Raw genomic sequence first — 14,983 nt, forward strand, 5'->3', positions numbered from 1 at the left:
AAGCGGGGCGCCCTGCGGGCGCCACGCTACTCGCCGATATCCTCGTTCCACAGCTCCGGCTTGGCGGCGATGAATTCCTCCATCAGCCGTATGCACTCGGCGTCCTGCAGCACCTCGAGCTGTACGCCGCGCTCGCGCAGCAGCGCCTCTTCGCCGAGGAAGGTACGGTTCTCGCCGATCACCACCCGTGGAATGCCGTACAGCAGGATCGCCCCGCTGCACATGGCGCACGGCGACAGCGTGGTGTAGAGCACCGCCTCGCGGTAGACCCGCGCCGGCTGGCGGCCGGCATTCTCGAAGGCATCCATCTCGCCGTGACGAATGGCGCTGCCCTGCTGCACCCGACGATTGTGGCCACGGCCGATGATGCGGCCGTCATGCACGATCACCGAGCCGATGGGAATGCCACCCTCGGCCAGGCCCTGGCGGGCTTCCTCGATGGCGGCTTGCATGAAGGGGTCCATATGCGCTCCTCGTTGGGTTCGCGGCCTGGCTCGCGCCGCCACCCAACCTTAGCGCACAGACTCAGCGCGGTGCGAGGTGCGCCACCAGCAGCTGCACACTCTCGCGGCCCTGGTACTCGTTGACGTCCAGTTTGTAGGCCAGCTCCACCCAGCGCACGCTGGCGTTGGGCCAGACCTCGCGGTCGACGTTGAAGGCGATGCCGTCCAGGGTCTGCCCGCCGCACTCGGTCTTGAGCACCAGCTTCAGGTGCTTCTCGCCCACCACGCGCTGGGTGACGATCTGGAACACGCCATGGAACAGCGGCTCGGGAAAGTGCTGGCCCCACGGCCCTGCGTGGCGCAGGGACTTGGCCAGCTCCAGGTGGAACTCCTCGACGCCCAGCTGGCCATCGGACAGCAGGCGCCCGGTGAGGTCGTCCTCGCTGAGTTGGCGGCGCACCTCGGCATCGAAGGCGGCGGCGAAGGCACCGTAGTTCTCCTGCGGCAGCGACAGGCCGGCGGCCATGGCGTGGCCACCGAACTTGCTGATCAGCCCCGGATGGCGCGCCGCCACGGCGTCCAGCGCATCGCGGATATGCAGGCCCGGTATCGAACGCGCCGAACCCTTGAGCAGGCCGTCGCCGGCGTCGGCGAAGGCGATGGCCGGGCGGTGGTAACGCTCCTTGAGGCGCGAAGCGAGGATGCCGATCACGCCCTGGTGCCAGTCCGCCTCGAACAGGCACAGGCCGAACGGCATGTCCTCCAGGCTGAGGTCCTTGAGCTGGGCCAGCGCCTCGCGCTGCATGCCCTGCTCGATGGCCTTGCGGTCCTTGTTCAGGTCGTCGAGCTGCTGGGCCATGTCCGCCACCAGCGCCTCGTCGTCGCATAGCAGGCACTCGATGCCCAGACTCATATCGTCCAAACGACCTGCCGCATTCAGGCGCGGACCAAGAATGAAGCCGAGGTCGGTGGAGCTGATGCGCGCCGCCTGGCGCCCAGCCACGTCGAGAATGGCCTTGAGCCCCGGACGCGCTCGGCCGGCGCGGATACGCGCCAGGCCCTGGTGCACCAGGATGCGGTTGTTGGCGTCCAGCGGCACCACGTCGGCCACGCTGCCCAGCGCCACCAGGTCGAGCAGCTCGCCCAGGTTCGGCTCGGCAATGCCGGCGCGGGCGAACCAGTCGACCTCGCGCAGCCTGGCGCGCAGGGCCAGCAGCACGTAGAAGATCACCCCGACCCCGGCCAGCGCCTTGCTCGGGAAGTCGCAGCCCGGCTGGTTGGGATTGACGATGGCGTCGGCCGCCGGCAGCTCGGGGCCCGGCAGGTGGTGGTCGGTGACCAGCACCTTGAGCCCGGCGGCCTTGGCCGCGGCCACGCCCTCGACGCTGGAGATGCCGTTGTCCACCGTCACCAACAGATCGGGCCGGCGCTCCAGGGCTACGGCGACGATCTCCGGAGTCAGGCCGTAGCCATACTCGAAGCGGTTTGGCACCAGGTAGTCGACATGCGCGGCGCCGAGCATGCGCAGGCCGAGCACGCCGACCGAGCTGGCGGTGGCGCCGTCGGCGTCGAAGTCGCCGACATAGAGAATGCGCTGGCGTTGCTCCAGAGCCTGCACCAGCAACTCCACCGCACCATCGATACCCTTCAGCTGCTGGTACGGAATCAGCCGCGCCAGGCCCTTGTCCAGCTCGGCGGCGGACTGCACGCCGCGGGCGGCGTACAGGCGGGTCAGCAGGGGCGGCAGCTCGCCCAAGTCAGGCAGTGAGGCAGGTAGCGGGCGAAGATCGATGCGCATGGAACAACCATGTAGGGCGGGCGAACCCGGGTGAATCGGCGGTGCGGTGGAAAGCGCTGCGAGCGATCAACGCTCGCCGTGCAGCCACTCCAGCGGAATCTCGTGCTGACCGCGCTCGTCGGTGACGTAGAGCAGGCCGTCGCTGATCATCACGCTCCAGCTCACCGAGCGCGGCAGGTCGCGGGCCAGGTTCTCCAGCGCTTCCTGGTCGACGCCGACCACGTTGATGTTCTTCAGGCTGCGCACGCCGTCGAGCACCTTGGTCTGCCACACGCGCAGGTTGCCGTAGGCCACCAGGCTGAAACGCTCGGTACGGCGCGAGCACCAGGTGATGCGCTCGGCATCCGGCTGGCCGACTTCGATCCAGTGCAGCACGCGGTCGTCCAGGCTCTTCTCCCACAGCGCCGGCTCATCGACGTCGGACAGGCCGCGACCGAATGCCAGCTGCTCGTGGTACCACAGGGCGTAGGCGATCAGCCGCACGCACAGGCGTTCCTCGGTCTCGGAGGGGTGCTTGGCCACGGTGAACCGCAGGTTCTCGTAGACGTTGCGGTCGAGGTCGGTGAGGTTCAGTTCGACTTTGTAGGGCGTGGCTTGCAGGGCCATGGGCGGGCTTCTTGGCTGATTCGGGAAGGCGGCAAGTCTAACCGATTCGCCTCACTTCCTGCTTAGCGCTGCTCCGCCCGATACAGCTCCACGCGGTTGCGCCCGGCCGCTTTGGCCGCGTACAGCGCCTGGTCGGCCTGCAGCAGCAGGCGGTTCAGCTCGTGTCCGGCGTCCTGCGCCACGGCCACGCCGATGCTCACGCTGAGCTGATCTTCAGCGACGAACGGCAGCTCGGCGAACTCGCGGCGAATGCGCTCGGCCAGCGCCAGCCCGGCCTGGGCATCCGCCCCGGTCAGCAGGCAGACGAACTCCTCGCCACCGATGCGCGCGCAGAGGTCCTGCTGACGCGAGCGGCTGGCGAGAATGCGGCCGAACTCGGCCAGCGCCTGGTCGCCGGCGGCGTGACCGAAGCTGTCGTTGAGCCGCTTGAAGTGGTCGAGGTCGCAGAGCAGCAGCACCGCCGGCAAATGCCGCCGCGCGCATTCGCCCAGCTGCAGCTCGGCGGCGTCGACGAAGGCGCGGCGATTACCGATGCCGGTCAGCGGATCGCGCAGGGCGGCGCTCTTGTAACGCAGCTCGGCGCGCTCCTTGACCATCGCCAGGGTCACGAACGCCAGGCCGATCACGTAGAGCAGGGTCTCCAGCACCACCAGCGAGAAGAACGGCGTGCTCTGCCCACTGGAAGCGAATGGCAGGCTGGAGTCGACAAAGGCGCGCACGACATAAAAGCCCATGTGGATCGACGCCAGCAGCAAGGCCGGGCGCACATCCACCTCCAGCACTCGCCGCCGGCGCCACAGTTCCCAGGCGCCGAGCCCGGCATACGCGGCCATCAGCAACGAGGCTACGGTGATCCGCACCGGCAGCGACTGGTAGAACGCCGGCACCAGGCACAGCAGCATCCACAGCGCCGGACCGGCCAATATGGCCACGACGCTCGGCCGTCGGCCGGCGAACACTCGCAGCGAGGTCCAGGTCAACGCCGCGCTGAGCAGGATCAGCACGTTGCCAAGCACAATCGGCACCCAGTCGATATTCATCTCGCGCAGGCTGCCGAGCAACGTGCCCAGTGCCCCTACCAGCAGGCCACCCGACAGGTAGCCAAGCGTGCTGTCACGCCCGCGGCTCCAGGCATGCAGCATGAGCACGCCGACCAGGGTCAGGATGTAGATATCCAGCAGCACCAGGGTGGCGAGGTTCAGCTGCATGGCGCATGCGCCCTGGCGTCAGGGTGGCAAAGAGATAGGCAAAGCATGGGGCGAATTACTAAACGATCGGTCAAAAAAGAACCGACTGTACGCTCTGCGGCGGGCATCCGCCAGCAACAGGCATCAAATTGCCATCACGCAAAAGCCTGTCGCCCTCGCGCGGCAGGCGCTACAGTCGCCGGCACTTCTCACGCCTGGATGCTCCGATGAACCAAGCCAAACCCCTCGCCGGTCTGAAAGTGGTCGAGCTCGGCACCCTGATCGCCGGTCCATTCGCCTCGCGCATCTGCGCCGAGTTCGGTGCCGAGGTGATCAAGGTGGAGTCACCGGATGGCGGCGACCCGCTGCGCAAGTGGCGCAAGCTGTACGAGGGCACTTCGCTGTGGTGGTTCGTGCAGGCGCGCAACAAGCGCTCGATCACCCTCAACCTCAAGCATGAGGAAGGTCGCGAGGTGCTGAAGAAGCTGCTCGCCGAGGCGGACATCCTGATCGAGAACTTTCGTCCCGGCGTGCTGGAGAAGCTTGGCCTGGGCTGGGACGTGCTGCATGCACTCAACCCGAAGCTGGTGATGGTGCGCCTGTCCGGCTTCGGCCAGAGCGGGCCGCTGAAGGACCAGCCGGGATTTGGCGCGGTGGGCGAATCCATGGGTGGATTGCGCTATATCACCGGCTTCGAGGATCGTCCGCCGGTGCGCACCGGCATCAGCATCGGCGACTCCATCGCCGCGCTGTGGGGCGTGATCGGCGCCTTGATGGCGCTGCGGCACCGCGAGGTCAACGGCGGTCAGGGCCAGGTGGTGGACGTGGCGCTGTACGAAGCGATCTTCGCCATGATGGAGTCGATGGTGCCGGAGTTCGACGTGTTCGGTTTCATCCGCGAGCGCACCGGCAACATCATGCCTGGCATCACTCCCTCCTCCATTCACACCTGCGCCGACGGCAAACATATCCAGATCGGCGCCAATGGCGATGCGATTTTCCAGCGCTTCATGCGCGCCATCGACCGAGCCGATCTGGCCGATGACCCGGCGCTGGCCGACAACGCCGGCCGCGACACCCGCCGCGACGAACTCTACGGCGTGATCGACCGCTGGGCCGCCAGTCTGCCACTCAGCGAAGTTGAAGCCGTGCTGGTGCGCGCCGAGGTGCCGGCCAGCCGCATCTACTCCGCCGAGGACATGTTCGCCGACCCGCAATTCCTCGCCCGCGAAATGTTCCTCAGCGCCAAGCTGCCGGACGGCAAGCCATTCAAGATGCCGGGGATAGTGCCCAAGCTGTCCGAGACGCCCGGCGGCGTGGAATGGACGGGGCCGCAGCTGGGTGAACACAACGCCCAGGTGCTGAGCGAGCTGGGCTACAGCGCCGAGCGTATCGCCGAGTTGAAGGCCGGCGGCGCCATCTGAAGCGACACCCGCGTTCATCCAGGCGCCAGTGCGGTTGCCGAAATAAACATTAAAGTCCAACATGGACAAAATAGTTTAAATCGGAGCCTCGCCATGACCCGTGTGATCGACCAGCCCCAAGCCGAACGCCTGCTCGCCCGCATCGACGTGCATCAGGCCATGCGCGGCATGTTCGCCAGCCTGGCCGAGGGCCGTGCGGTGCAGCCGGCGCAGCAGTTGGTGGAGTTCCCCGGTGGCGGCGACTTCATCAACTATCTTGGTGTGCTGGCCGATGCCGGCGTCTACGGGGTCAAGACCTCGCCGTACATCCCCGGCCCGCAAGGCGCCACCGTCACCGCCTGGACCCTGCTGATGTCGATGAGCAGCGGCCAGCCGCTGCTGTTGTGCGACGCCAAGAGCCTGACCACTGCGCGCACCGCCGCGACCACTGCGGTAGCCGTGGAGGAACTGGCGCCAGCCGGCGCGCGCCACCTGGCGATCATCGGCAGCGGCCCGGTGGCCCTCGCCCACCTCCACTACGCGAAGGGTCTGCGTGACTGGCAGAGCATCCGCCTGTACTCGCCGAGCCTGGCCAGCAAGGGCGAGGCCGAACGCGCCGCGCTGCTGGCCGAGGATGCACGCCTGCAGCTGTGCACCAGCCAGGACGAAGCCCTGCGCGAGGCCGAGGTTATCCTGCTGTGCACCTCCTCCGCCGGCCCGGTGCTGGACCCGCTGAGCCTGGGCCGCAATGTGCTGGTCACCTCGATCAGCACCAACGCGCCGCGTGCCCACGAAGTGCCGCCCGCCACACTGGCGAGCATGGATGTCTACTGCGACTACCGCGCCACCACCCCGGGCTCGGCCGGCGAGATGCGCCTGGCTGCCGAACAAGGCTGGAGCGCGGAGCAGATCCGTGGCGACCTGGCCGAGCTGGTCAGCGGCCGCGCGGGCAAACCGGACTACAGTCGTCCGGTGTTCTTCCGCTCCATCGGCCTCGGCCTGGAAGATATGGCCCTGGCCCACGCCCTGCACCAACTGCTGGAGCAAGACGCCTGATGCACTGCGACTACCTCGTCATCGGCGCCGGCATCGCTGGCGCCAGCACCGGCTACTTCCTTGCCGCACATGGCAAGACCATCCTGCTGGAGCGCGAGAGCCAGCCCGGCTACCACAGCACCGGTCGCTCGGCGGCGCTGTACACCGTGGCCTATGGCACGCCGCAGGTGCGCGCGCTGACCGCCGCCAGCCGCGCCTTCCTCGACAACCCGCCAGCCGGCTTCAGCGAACATGCCCTGCTCAGCCCGCGCGGCGAGATGGTGGTGGACTTCGGCGGCGATGCCACCGAGCTGCTGCGCCAGTACGAAAGCGGTCGCGCCAGCGTGCCTGAGATGCGGCTGCTGACGGCCGACGAGGCCTGCGCTCTGGTGCCGGTGTTGCGCCGCGACAAGGTGCACCGCGCCATGCTCGACCCGAGCGCCGCCGACATCGATACCGATGCCCTGCACCAGGGCTTCCTGCGCGGCATCCGCCAGCAGGGCGGCGACATCCACTGTGGCCGCGAGGCGCTGTCGATTCGTCGCGAGAACGGTCTGTGGCTGGTCGACTGCGGCGACGCGACCTACCAGGCACCGGTACTGGTCAACGCCGCCGGCGGCTGGTGCGACGAGATCGCCACCCTGGCCGGGGTCACACCCATCGGCCTGATCCCCAAGCGCCGCGCCGCCTTCACCTTCCTGCCGCCGGAGGGTGTGGACAGCCATGCCTGGCCCTGCGTGGTCGACCTGCACGAGGCCTTCTACTTCAAGCCGGACGCCGGCCAGTTGCTCGGCTCGCCAGCCAACGCCGACCCGGTGGCGCCACACGACGTGCAGCCGGAAGAGCTGGATATCGCCATGGGCATCTACCAGCTCGAAGAACACACCACGCTGAGCATCCGCCGCCCGCAACACACCTGGGCCGGCCTGCGCAGCTTCGTCGCCGACGGCGACCTGGTCGGTGGCTACGCCGCGGATGCCGAAGGCTTCTTCTGGGTCGCCGCCCAGGGCGGCTACGGCATCCAGACCAGCGCCGCCATGGGCGAGGCCTGCGCCGCACTGATCCGCGGCCTGCCACTGCCGGAGCGCATCCGCGCCTTCGGCCTGAGCGAGGCCATGCTCGCGCCTTCCCGCCTGGCCTGAGTTTGCGGCACACTCGCAGCGCCCCGCTCGGGGCGCTCAACCGGAGTTACTGCATGCCCGCCGCCGACCTCGACAACTTCCGCGCCATCGCCGATGCCGTCGCCACCCTGTTCTTCCCGCATGTCGAGGTGGTGCTGCACGACCTGCGCACGCAGAAGATCGACCACATCGCCAACAACATCTCCAAACGCGCAGTCGGCGACGATGCAGCACTGGAGGACATGCTCGATGGCGACAACGGCGAGCGCAATATCGGCCCCTACGAGAAGCTCAACTGGGACGGGCAGAAGATCCGCTCGGTCAGCACCGTGTTGCGCGATGCCGATGGCACGCCAATCGCCGTGCTGTGCCTGAACTTCAACATTTCCATGCTGGAGAGCGCCAAGCAGGCACTCGACCTGCTGCTCTCGGCGAGCAAGGTGATTCCGCAGCCCGATGCCCTGTTCCGCGACGACTGGCAGGAGCGCATCAACACCTTCCTGCACGCCTGGCTACAGCAGCGCCAGCTCGGCCTCAACCTGCTGACCCGCGAACACAAGCGCGAGCTGGTCGAGGCTCTGCACGCCGAGGGCGCGTTCAAGGGCAAGAGTGCGGCGAACTACATCGCCAACGTGCTGAACATGGGCCGCGCCACGGTGTACAAGCACCTCAAGGAGATCAAGGGCGAGGCGTAGCCCGCCCTTCCGGCCGCGAATAGGCCTGGAACAGCTGACGCACCTGCGCGCTCGGTTCGCCAAAGTAGCGCCGGTACAGCCATTCGATCTCGCCGCTGCGGTAGATCAGGCTCAGCTCACGGTCCACCAGGAGGCGCAGGTCATCGTCGCCGCGGCGCATGACCAGCCCCACCGGCTCCAGCTCGAACGAGCGCTCCAGCACCTGCAGCTCTTGCGCGTGATCATTAAGCGCCGCGCGGTTCTGCAGCACCACCTTGTCGGCGAAGAAGGCATCGGCGCCGCCGCTGGCCACCTGCTCGACACCCTCGTCCAAACCCTGCACCGGCACCACGGTGGCCAGCACGCCGAACAGGCGCAGCTTGTGGCGCACCCAGTCCTCGGCGGTACTGCCCTCGATCACCGCGAAACGCTGCGGGCTCAGCCCGCGATTGATGGTGGCGCGCCATTGCGGCCCGGTATGCGCGGCCTTGCCATTGAGCACCGCCAGCAGGCTCGGCGAAGCATCGGCGCGCACCAGCACGCCGCGCCCGGCCGGGTAGATGGGTAATGAGAAGCTCACCCACTGGCGCCGCTCCAGGGTCTCCACCAGGGCGCTGCACATCAGGTCCACCTCGCCGCGCTGCAGCGCCGGCAGGATCTCCTGGCCCTGCAGCGCGCGGTAGCGCACCTGCAGCTGGGCCATGCCCGGCTCGCGGCGCAAGCGCTCGGTGACGCGCCGACATAGCTCGATGGAATAGCCCTGCGGCTCTCCCTCGGCGCTCGCAGAGAACGGCGCCATGTTCGGCATGTAGCCCAAGGTGATGCTCTGGCTGGCGCGAATCTGCTCCAGGGTCTGCGCCGCCAGCGGCTGAGCCAGCAGCAGGCATGCCAGCATCCAGGTCAGTCGCCTCATGCTGCGTCCCCCTTCTGCGTGGTGCGCTGTTCCAATAGACGGTCGGCGATGTAGCCGAACAGCAGGTAGCCCACGGCGGTGACGATCATGCCGCCGAACACCGCTTCGGTGCCCGAGGCGTACAGGGCATAGAAGCTGTAGGCCATGGCCACCGCCAGGACCAGCATGTTGCGGTACTCCACCGACTTCGCCACACCGGCCTTCTGCATGATGATCAGCAGGCCCGAAAGCGCGGTGATGTAGGGGATCACGTTGGTCACCGCCGCCAGGTTGACCAGCTTGCCGAACTGCTCGGAGGCGTTGGGCGAGATGGTCGACAGCGCCATGCCGGACTGCAGCACGGCGTTGGCGATCAACCCGGCGATGGGCGCACCGAGCAGGGTCACGCGTGCGTAGAAGCGCGGGAACAGATGCTGATCGGCAGTGACCTTGGCGGTCTGCGCCAGGGTGAACTGCCAGCCCAGCAGCGAGCCGACGCAGGCCATCACCGCCAGGGCCATGATGATGTTGCCGACCCAGCCGTTGAACATCTGCGCATAGACCAGGGCGAAGGGCGCGCTGGAGTTGGCCAGCTCGGCGTTGGGCACGATGCCCATGATCACCGAGGTGGACAGGATGTAGATCACCGCCGCGCCCAGGGTGCCGAGCAGACAGGCCAGCGGCACGTTGCGCTGCGGGTTCTCCACGGCGTCGGAGTTCTGCGCCGCCGACTCCATGCCGAGGAAGGCCCAGAGGGTCAGCGGGATGCTCTGCGCGATGGCCGAGTTGACGGATATCTCATGCGGATTCCAGGCCTGGCGGAAGACCTCGGTGTCGAACCAGAACCAGCCGATCAGCGACAAGCCGGCCACCGGGATGATCACCCCCCACACCGTCACCGCGCCGATCCGCCCGGTGACCTTGGGTCCCCCGAAATTGGCCAGCGAGGTAATCCAGATCAGCCCCACTGCGCCGATGAACAGCGGAATGGCGCCGCTGCCGAGCCAGGGGAAGAAGGGCGTGAGATAGCCCACCGCGGAGATGGCGATGGCCACGTTGCCGATGGCCAGCGACAGGAAGTACAGGTAGGAGCAGAGGAAGAACGCCGACTTGCCGTGCGCCTCCTCGGTGTAGGCCGACATGCCGCCGGGGCGCGTGCAGTAGATGCCGCACTGGGCGAAGCAGTAGGCGATGGCCATCGAGCCCACCGCAGTGATCACCCAGGACAGCAGCGATACCGCGCCCAACTGGGCCATGCTCGACGGCAGCATGATGATGCCCGAGCCCATCATGTTCACCGCCACCAGGGTGGTCAGCCCGGTGAGTCCCATCTTCTTGCCGGCCGCAGCCATACCACTCCCTCCCCCAAGGCAACGTATCTGCATACTAGGAGAGGTTGCCCGGGCTCGCCTGCCGGGCAGAAAAAAGCCACGCAGTGCGCGGCTTCTTCGCGGCGAGGTGATTACTCGCCGTAGATATCGAAGCTGAAGTACTTGCCCTGGATCTTCTGGTACTCGCCGTTGGCGCGCAGCGCCAGGATGGCGGCGTTGAGCTTGTCCAGCAGTACCTTGTCGCCCTTGCGCACGGCGATGCCGGCACCCTCGCCGAAGTAGGCTGGGTCGGTGAAGGCCGGGCCGACAAAGGCGAAGCCCTTGCCCTGCTCGGTCTTGAGGAAGCCCTCGTCGACCGGGATGGCGTCAGCCAGGGTGCCGTCGAGGCGGCCGGAAACCAGGTCCAGGTAGATCTCGTTCTGCGAGCTGTAGCGCACCACTTCCACGCCCTTGGGCGCCAGCACCTCGGTGGCGAAACGGTCGGTGGTGGTGGCGCGCTGCACGGCGATGCGCTTGCCCTTGAGGCTGGAGAAATCGTCGCTGACCTGGGCGCCTTGCTTCATCGTCAGGCGCGCCGGGCTGTAGTAGTACTTGCCGGTGAAGTCCACCGACTTGCGGCGCTCGTCGGTGATGGTCATCGACGACAGCACCGCGTCCACCTTCTTCACCTTGAGCGAGGGAATCAGACCGTCGAACTCCTGCTCCACCCATTGGCACTGCACCTTCATTTCGGCGCACAGGGCGTTGCCGATATCCACGTCGAAGCCGGCGATGGAGCCATCGGCCTGCTTGAAGGCAAACGGTGGATAAGCGGCCTCGATGCCCAGGCGCAGCGGCTTGTCGGCGGCGAACAGGCTGGACGCCATCAGGCTCAGGGCAAGACCGCCCAGCAGTGCGATTTTCTTCATGGTGTGACTCCCAGGTGCGCCCACTCTGGATGCTGGTGGGCTGGTTATCGGCAGAAGCGAGAAGCACCGGCGCGAACCGACGATGGAGCTCGGCGCGCGCCTGGCAGGGTTGACGACACTAATTTGTACTTATAAGTCCATACTGGACTTTAACGTACATATCGTCAATCTCCCCCGCACCTGCTCGATGAGTGACCGCCTGGAAGAAAGAGTGCAGCCGACGACAGCGCTCGACATATCCGCGCGCCTGCGCCATTGAACACCCAGCCTTGCCCTGGATCAGCCCGCCCTGCGACGAACGCGTCTACCCTGAAGAAAACAAAGCGGAGAACGACTGGATGGATGCCATTCACATCATGCTGGTGCTACTGATCGCCGGTTTCCTGCTGCTGGGCTTCGGTTTCAACTACCGCGAACACGAATGGGGCATACGCCTGATGGGCGCCGGCGTGCTGGTCACCCTGATGCCGATCGTCTTTCGTGTTTACCAGGCGCTGCAGCTGCCGGCCTGAGTGACCGCAGGGCGACTTAGCCGCGCCAACGCTCCACGGCGGCCTGGTCGCTGGCGCGGCCTTCGACCCAGCGCGGGCCGTCCGGCGTGTCTTCCTTCTTCCAGAAAGGCGCGCGGGTCTTCAGGTAGTCCATGATGAAGTTGCAGGCGTCGAACGCCGCCTGGCGATGGGCGCTGGCAGTGCCGACGAAGACGATCGGCTCACCCGGCTGCAGGGCGCCGACCCGGTGCAACACCTCCACGCGCAGCAGCGGCCAGCGCTGCTCGGCCTCGGTGACGATCTTCTCCAGGGCCTTCTCGGTCATGCCCGGATAGTGCTCGAGGAACATGCCGCGCACGTCCTGGCCGTCGTTGTAGTCGCGCACATAGCCGACGAAGCTGGCCACCGCGCCGATGCCCAGGTTGGCGGCATGCAGCGCATTGACCTCGACACCCGGATCGAAGGCTTCGACCTGCACCCGGACGCTCATCTCAACCCCCCGTGACTGTGGGGAAGAACGCCACCTCGTCGCCATCGGCGAGTTCGGTGTCCAGGCTGCACAGCTCCTGGTTGCGTGCGCACATCAGGTTCTGTTCGGCCAGCACCTGCCACACGCCGCCACGGCTGAGCAGATGCTCGCGCAGCTGTTCGAGATTGCCCAACGCGGCGCGCTGCAGCTGCTCGCCGTCGATGCCCAGCACCTCACGGTAACGGGCGAAATACTGTACGCGGATCATGTCAGGCGCCCCACCTCGTGCGAGTCCAGGCGATAGTCACCACTCTTGCCGCCTGACTTCTCCAGCAGGCGCACGGCCTCGATGACGATGCCGCGGTCCACCGCCTTACACATGTCGTAGATGGTCAGCGCGGCAACGCTGGCGGCAGTCAGCGCCTCCATCTCCACACCGGTCTGTCCGGCCAGCTTGCAACGGGCCTGGATGCGCACGCAGTCGATGCCCTCGGCCTCCAGCTCGATCTTGACGCTGGTCAGCAGCAGCGGATGGCACAGCGGGATCAGTTCGTGGGTCTTCTTCGCCGCCTGGATGCCGGCGATGCGCGCCACGGCGAACACGTCGCCCTTGGGGTGGCTACCGTCGGCAATCATCGCCAGGGTCGCCGGCAGCATGCGCACGCGGGCTTCGGCCACGGCCTCGCGGGAGGTCACCGCCTTGTCGGTGACGTCCACCATGTTGGCGCGACCGTGGGAATCGAGATGAGTCAGCACTGCAAAATCTCCTCGGCGGTGCCGCACGCACGGCACCCGTCGAGGCGATTGTATACAACTTATCGAGTGGTTGGTCAGCGGGCGGCCGTAGCCGCCCGCCGAGTGGCATCACATGTGCGCTTCAGCGTACTCGGCCAGCACCGAGCGCGGCACGCCCTGCAGGGTCACGTGCACGCCATGGGGGAAGTCCTTGAAGCGCTCGGTGAGGTAGGTCAGGCCCGAGCTGGTGGCGGACAGGTAGGGAGTGTCGATCTGCGCCAGGTTGCCCAGGCAGATCACCTTCGAACCGTTGCCCGCACGGGTGATGATGGTTTTCATCTGGTGCGGGGTGAGGTTCTGGCATTCATCGATCAGGATCAGGCTCTGCTGGAAGCTGCGACCGCGAATGTAGTTGAGCGATTTGAACTGCAGCGGCACCTTCTGCAGGATGTAGTCGACACTGCCGTGGGTGCTCTCGTCATCCGAATGCAGTGCCTCCAGGTTGTCGGTGATGGCGCCGAGCCAGGGCTCCATCTTCTCCGCCTCGGTACCGGGCAGGAAGCCGATGTCCTCGTCCAGCCCCTGCACGCTGCGCGTGGCGATGATCCTGCGGTAGCGCTTGCTGACCATGGTCTGCTCGATGGCCGCGGCCAGCGCCAGAATGGTCTTGCCCGAGCCGGCGGCGCCGGACAGGTTGACCAGGTGAATATCCGGATCGAGCAGCGCGTACAGCGCCAGCGCCTGGTAGATGTCCCGCGGGCGCAGGCCCCAGGCCTCCTGATGCAGCAATGGCTCCTGATGCAGATCGAGGATGGTCAGCGTGCTGCCCTCGATGCCTTTGACCCAGCCGACGAAGCCCTGCTCGTCGACGATGAACTCGTTGATGTGCACCGCCGGCAGATTGTCGGTGAGCTGCACTTGGTGCCAGGTGCGGCCGTGGCCCTGGCGCGTCTCGACCTTGCTCACGCGGTCCCAGAAGGAGCCGGCGAGGTTGTGGTAACCGCGTGACAGCAGGTTGACGTCGTCCACCAACTGGTCGGTGTGGTAGTCCTCGGCGGAGATCCCACAAGCCCGCGCCTTCAGGCGCATGTTGATGTCCTTGGTCACCAGCACCACGGGCGAGCCGCTGCGCCGGCTCTGCAGTTCCACCAGCTGGTTGATGATCTTGTTGTCGTTGAGGTGCTCGGGCAGCCAGGTGATGGGCTCCGCGCGCTTGCTCATGAGGATCGACAGGGTGCCCTTGGGCTCGTTCTTGCCACGGCGGATCGGTACGCCTTGTTCAACCTCCTCGGGAGTAGCCTCGCCCAGCGTCTGGTCGATCAGGCGGATGGCCTGGCGACATTCGGCGGCGACCGTGTGCTTGCCGGTCTTGAGCTTGTCCAGCTCCTCCAGCACGGTCATGGGGATGGCGACGTGGTGTTCCTGGAAATTCAGCAGCGCGTTGGGATCGTGGATCAGGACGTTGGTGTCGAGGACGTAGAGGGTGGGCTGGGTAGAGCGGGTGCGTCCGTGATCATCCATACTCGGTCACCTTATCGAGGGGCCTGGACGACAGAGCCTCTACAGCTCCATCGCGGAGAACCGCCCACCTCCCGAACGGAGCGGGATTTCGCGAGCAAAGGTGATGGCCGAGGGCCGCCACCTGTGCTGCAGGGTTCGGCGGTCTGCTTTTTTAATACCCCAATCTGGATGACAGAAAAAAGAACTTTTTCTGCCTCAGAAAGCTTTTTTATCGGCTCGACGAATAACGCTTGGCGACACCCGGAAGCGCCGTTAAAGTCGGAAGTCCTGCCTCCCGGCCACGCTTTTCGCGCAGCGCCAGCAAGCCCCCTTCACCGACACCCACAACGCCCGCCAACCGTGGCCTGCAGCCATTGGTCGCCCTATTCT

16 protein-coding genes are annotated in these 14,983 nt (G+C 66.5%); 5 read left to right on the plus strand and 11 right to left on the minus strand.

Annotated features, from left to right (window positions below):
• Positions 1–26: 26 nt before the first annotated feature.
• From IP89_RS00880 to IP89_RS00895, 4 genes are all read right to left on the minus strand, one after another.
• Entirely contained in the window at positions 27–464 is a 438-nt protein-coding gene (locus IP89_RS00880; protein WP_043307009.1) for a nucleoside deaminase, read from the minus strand.
• Between the two features lie 61 nt (positions 465–525).
• Complete coding sequence (recJ, locus tag IP89_RS00885) at positions 526–2,241, minus strand: single-stranded-DNA-specific exonuclease RecJ (RefSeq protein ID WP_043307010.1); 1,716 nt, start codon at positions 2,239–2,241, stop codon at positions 526–528.
• Between the two features lie 66 nt (positions 2,242–2,307).
• Positions 2,308–2,847, minus strand: a complete 540-nt coding sequence (locus IP89_RS00890) for a YaeQ family protein (protein ID WP_043307011.1) — start codon at positions 2,845–2,847, stop codon at positions 2,308–2,310.
• 62 nt (positions 2,848–2,909) lie between these two features.
• Positions 2,910–4,055 (minus strand): GGDEF domain-containing protein, encoded by a 1,146-nt coding sequence (locus IP89_RS00895; protein WP_043307012.1) that lies wholly within the window; start codon positions 4,053–4,055, stop codon positions 2,910–2,912.
• Positions 4,056–4,261: 206 nt separating this feature from the next.
• On the opposite strand from IP89_RS00895, the gene IP89_RS00900 reads away from it, so the two are divergent.
• The 4 genes from IP89_RS00900 (at position 4,262) to IP89_RS00915 (ending at position 8,288) form a co-directional block, all read left to right on the plus strand.
• A complete protein-coding gene (locus tag IP89_RS00900) occupies positions 4,262–5,458 on the plus strand; it encodes a CaiB/BaiF CoA-transferase family protein (protein ID WP_043307013.1) in 1,197 nt (398 codons plus the stop codon).
• 93 nt (positions 5,459–5,551) lie between these two features.
• Positions 5,552–6,493, plus strand: a complete 942-nt coding sequence (locus IP89_RS00905) for an ornithine cyclodeaminase family protein (protein ID WP_043307014.1) — start codon at positions 5,552–5,554, stop codon at positions 6,491–6,493.
• Positions 6,490–7,614, plus strand: a complete 1,125-nt coding sequence (locus tag IP89_RS00910; protein WP_043307206.1) for an FAD-binding oxidoreductase — start codon at positions 6,490–6,492, stop codon at positions 7,612–7,614. The genes IP89_RS00905 and IP89_RS00910 overlap by 4 nt, the downstream gene beginning before the upstream one ends.
• Before the next feature lie 53 nt (positions 7,615–7,667).
• Positions 7,668–8,288 carry a transcriptional regulator gene (locus tag IP89_RS00915; RefSeq protein ID WP_043307015.1) on the plus strand — a complete coding sequence of 207 codons (621 nt, stop codon included), beginning with the start codon at positions 7,668–7,670 and terminating at the stop codon, positions 8,286–8,288.
• On the opposite strand, the gene IP89_RS00920 is transcribed toward IP89_RS00915, so the two are convergent.
• The 3 genes from IP89_RS00920 to IP89_RS00930 all read right to left on the minus strand — a co-directional run bounded on the left by IP89_RS00920 (position 8,272) and on the right by IP89_RS00930 (position 11,398).
• Entirely contained in the window at positions 8,272–9,180 is a 909-nt protein-coding gene (locus IP89_RS00920) for an amino acid ABC transporter substrate-binding protein (RefSeq protein ID WP_043307016.1), read from the minus strand. The genes IP89_RS00915 and IP89_RS00920 overlap by 17 nt on opposite strands.
• Positions 9,177–10,511 (minus strand): putrescine-ornithine antiporter, encoded by a 1,335-nt coding sequence (gene potE / locus IP89_RS00925; RefSeq protein ID WP_043307017.1) that lies wholly within the window; start codon positions 10,509–10,511, stop codon positions 9,177–9,179. The genes IP89_RS00920 and potE overlap by 4 nt, the downstream gene beginning before the upstream one ends.
• Positions 10,512–10,621: 110 nt before the next feature.
• A complete protein-coding gene (locus IP89_RS00930) occupies positions 10,622–11,398 on the minus strand; it encodes an ABC transporter substrate-binding protein (protein WP_043307018.1) in 777 nt (258 codons plus the stop codon).
• Positions 11,399–11,736: 338 nt separating this feature from the next.
• Here IP89_RS00930 and IP89_RS23485 point away from each other — a divergent pair, with 338 nt between their 5' ends.
• Positions 11,737–11,910: a hypothetical protein gene (locus IP89_RS23485; RefSeq protein ID WP_177326826.1), complete on the plus strand. Its 174-nt coding sequence runs from the start codon at positions 11,737–11,739 to the stop codon at positions 11,908–11,910.
• Between the two features lie 16 nt (positions 11,911–11,926).
• Here IP89_RS23485 and moaE read toward each other — a convergent pair whose 3' ends face one another.
• From moaE to IP89_RS00955, 4 genes are all read right to left on the minus strand, one after another.
• The gene (moaE, locus tag IP89_RS00940) at positions 11,927–12,379 is read right to left on the minus strand and encodes a molybdopterin synthase catalytic subunit MoaE (protein WP_043307020.1); all 453 of its coding nucleotides are present in this window, start codon (positions 12,377–12,379) and stop codon (positions 11,927–11,929) included.
• A 1-nt stretch (position 12,380) separates the two neighbouring features.
• The gene (locus IP89_RS00945; RefSeq protein ID WP_043307021.1) at positions 12,381–12,626 is read right to left on the minus strand and encodes a MoaD/ThiS family protein; all 246 of its coding nucleotides are present in this window, start codon (positions 12,624–12,626) and stop codon (positions 12,381–12,383) included.
• Positions 12,623–13,114 carry a cyclic pyranopterin monophosphate synthase MoaC gene (moaC, locus tag IP89_RS00950; RefSeq protein ID WP_043307022.1) on the minus strand — a complete coding sequence of 164 codons (492 nt, stop codon included), beginning with the start codon at positions 13,112–13,114 and terminating at the stop codon, positions 12,623–12,625. Before moaC ends, IP89_RS00945 begins: the two co-directional genes overlap by 4 nt.
• Before the next feature lie 108 nt (positions 13,115–13,222).
• Positions 13,223–14,614 (minus strand): PhoH family protein, encoded by a 1,392-nt coding sequence (locus IP89_RS00955; protein WP_043307023.1) that lies wholly within the window; start codon positions 14,612–14,614, stop codon positions 13,223–13,225.
• Between the last annotated feature and the right edge of the window lie 369 nt (positions 14,615–14,983).

The organism is Pseudomonas sp. ML96 (assembly GCF_000761545.1).
Taxonomy (GTDB): domain Bacteria; phylum Pseudomonadota; class Gammaproteobacteria; order Pseudomonadales; family Pseudomonadaceae; genus Aquipseudomonas.

Excerpts from the sequence above, each read along its gene's own strand:
- IP89_RS00920 (WP_043307016.1), bottom strand. The coding sequence starts at position 9,180 with ATGAGGCGACTGACCTGGATGCTGGCATGCCTGCTGCTGGCTCAGCCG.
- IP89_RS00905 (WP_043307014.1), top strand. The coding sequence starts at position 5,552 with ATGACCCGTGTGATCGACCAGCCCCAAGCCGAACGCCTGCTCGCCCGC.
- IP89_RS00945 (WP_043307021.1), bottom strand. The coding sequence starts at position 12,626 with ATGATCCGCGTACAGTATTTCGCCCGTTACCGTGAGGTGCTGGGCATC.
- IP89_RS00880 (WP_043307009.1), bottom strand. The coding sequence starts at position 464 with ATGGACCCCTTCATGCAAGCCGCCATCGAGGAAGCCCGCCAGGGCCTG.
- IP89_RS00930 (WP_043307018.1), bottom strand. The coding sequence starts at position 11,398 with ATGAAGAAAATCGCACTGCTGGGCGGTCTTGCCCTGAGCCTGATGGCG.
- IP89_RS00955 (WP_043307023.1), bottom strand. The coding sequence starts at position 14,614 with ATGGATGATCACGGACGCACCCGCTCTACCCAGCCCACCCTCTACGTC.
- IP89_RS00890 (WP_043307011.1), bottom strand. The coding sequence starts at position 2,847 with ATGGCCCTGCAAGCCACGCCCTACAAAGTCGAACTGAACCTCACCGAC.
- IP89_RS00895 (WP_043307012.1), bottom strand. The coding sequence starts at position 4,055 with ATGCAGCTGAACCTCGCCACCCTGGTGCTGCTGGATATCTACATCCTG.
- potE (WP_043307017.1), bottom strand. The coding sequence starts at position 10,511 with ATGGCTGCGGCCGGCAAGAAGATGGGACTCACCGGGCTGACCACCCTG.
- IP89_RS00900 (WP_043307013.1), top strand. The coding sequence starts at position 4,262 with ATGAACCAAGCCAAACCCCTCGCCGGTCTGAAAGTGGTCGAGCTCGGC.
- moaE (WP_043307020.1), bottom strand. The coding sequence starts at position 12,379 with ATGAGCGTCCGGGTGCAGGTCGAAGCCTTCGATCCGGGTGTCGAGGTC.
- IP89_RS00915 (WP_043307015.1), top strand. The coding sequence starts at position 7,668 with ATGCCCGCCGCCGACCTCGACAACTTCCGCGCCATCGCCGATGCCGTC.
- recJ (WP_043307010.1), bottom strand. The coding sequence starts at position 2,241 with ATGCGCATCGATCTTCGCCCGCTACCTGCCTCACTGCCTGACTTGGGC.
- IP89_RS23485 (WP_177326826.1), top strand. The coding sequence starts at position 11,737 with ATGGATGCCATTCACATCATGCTGGTGCTACTGATCGCCGGTTTCCTG.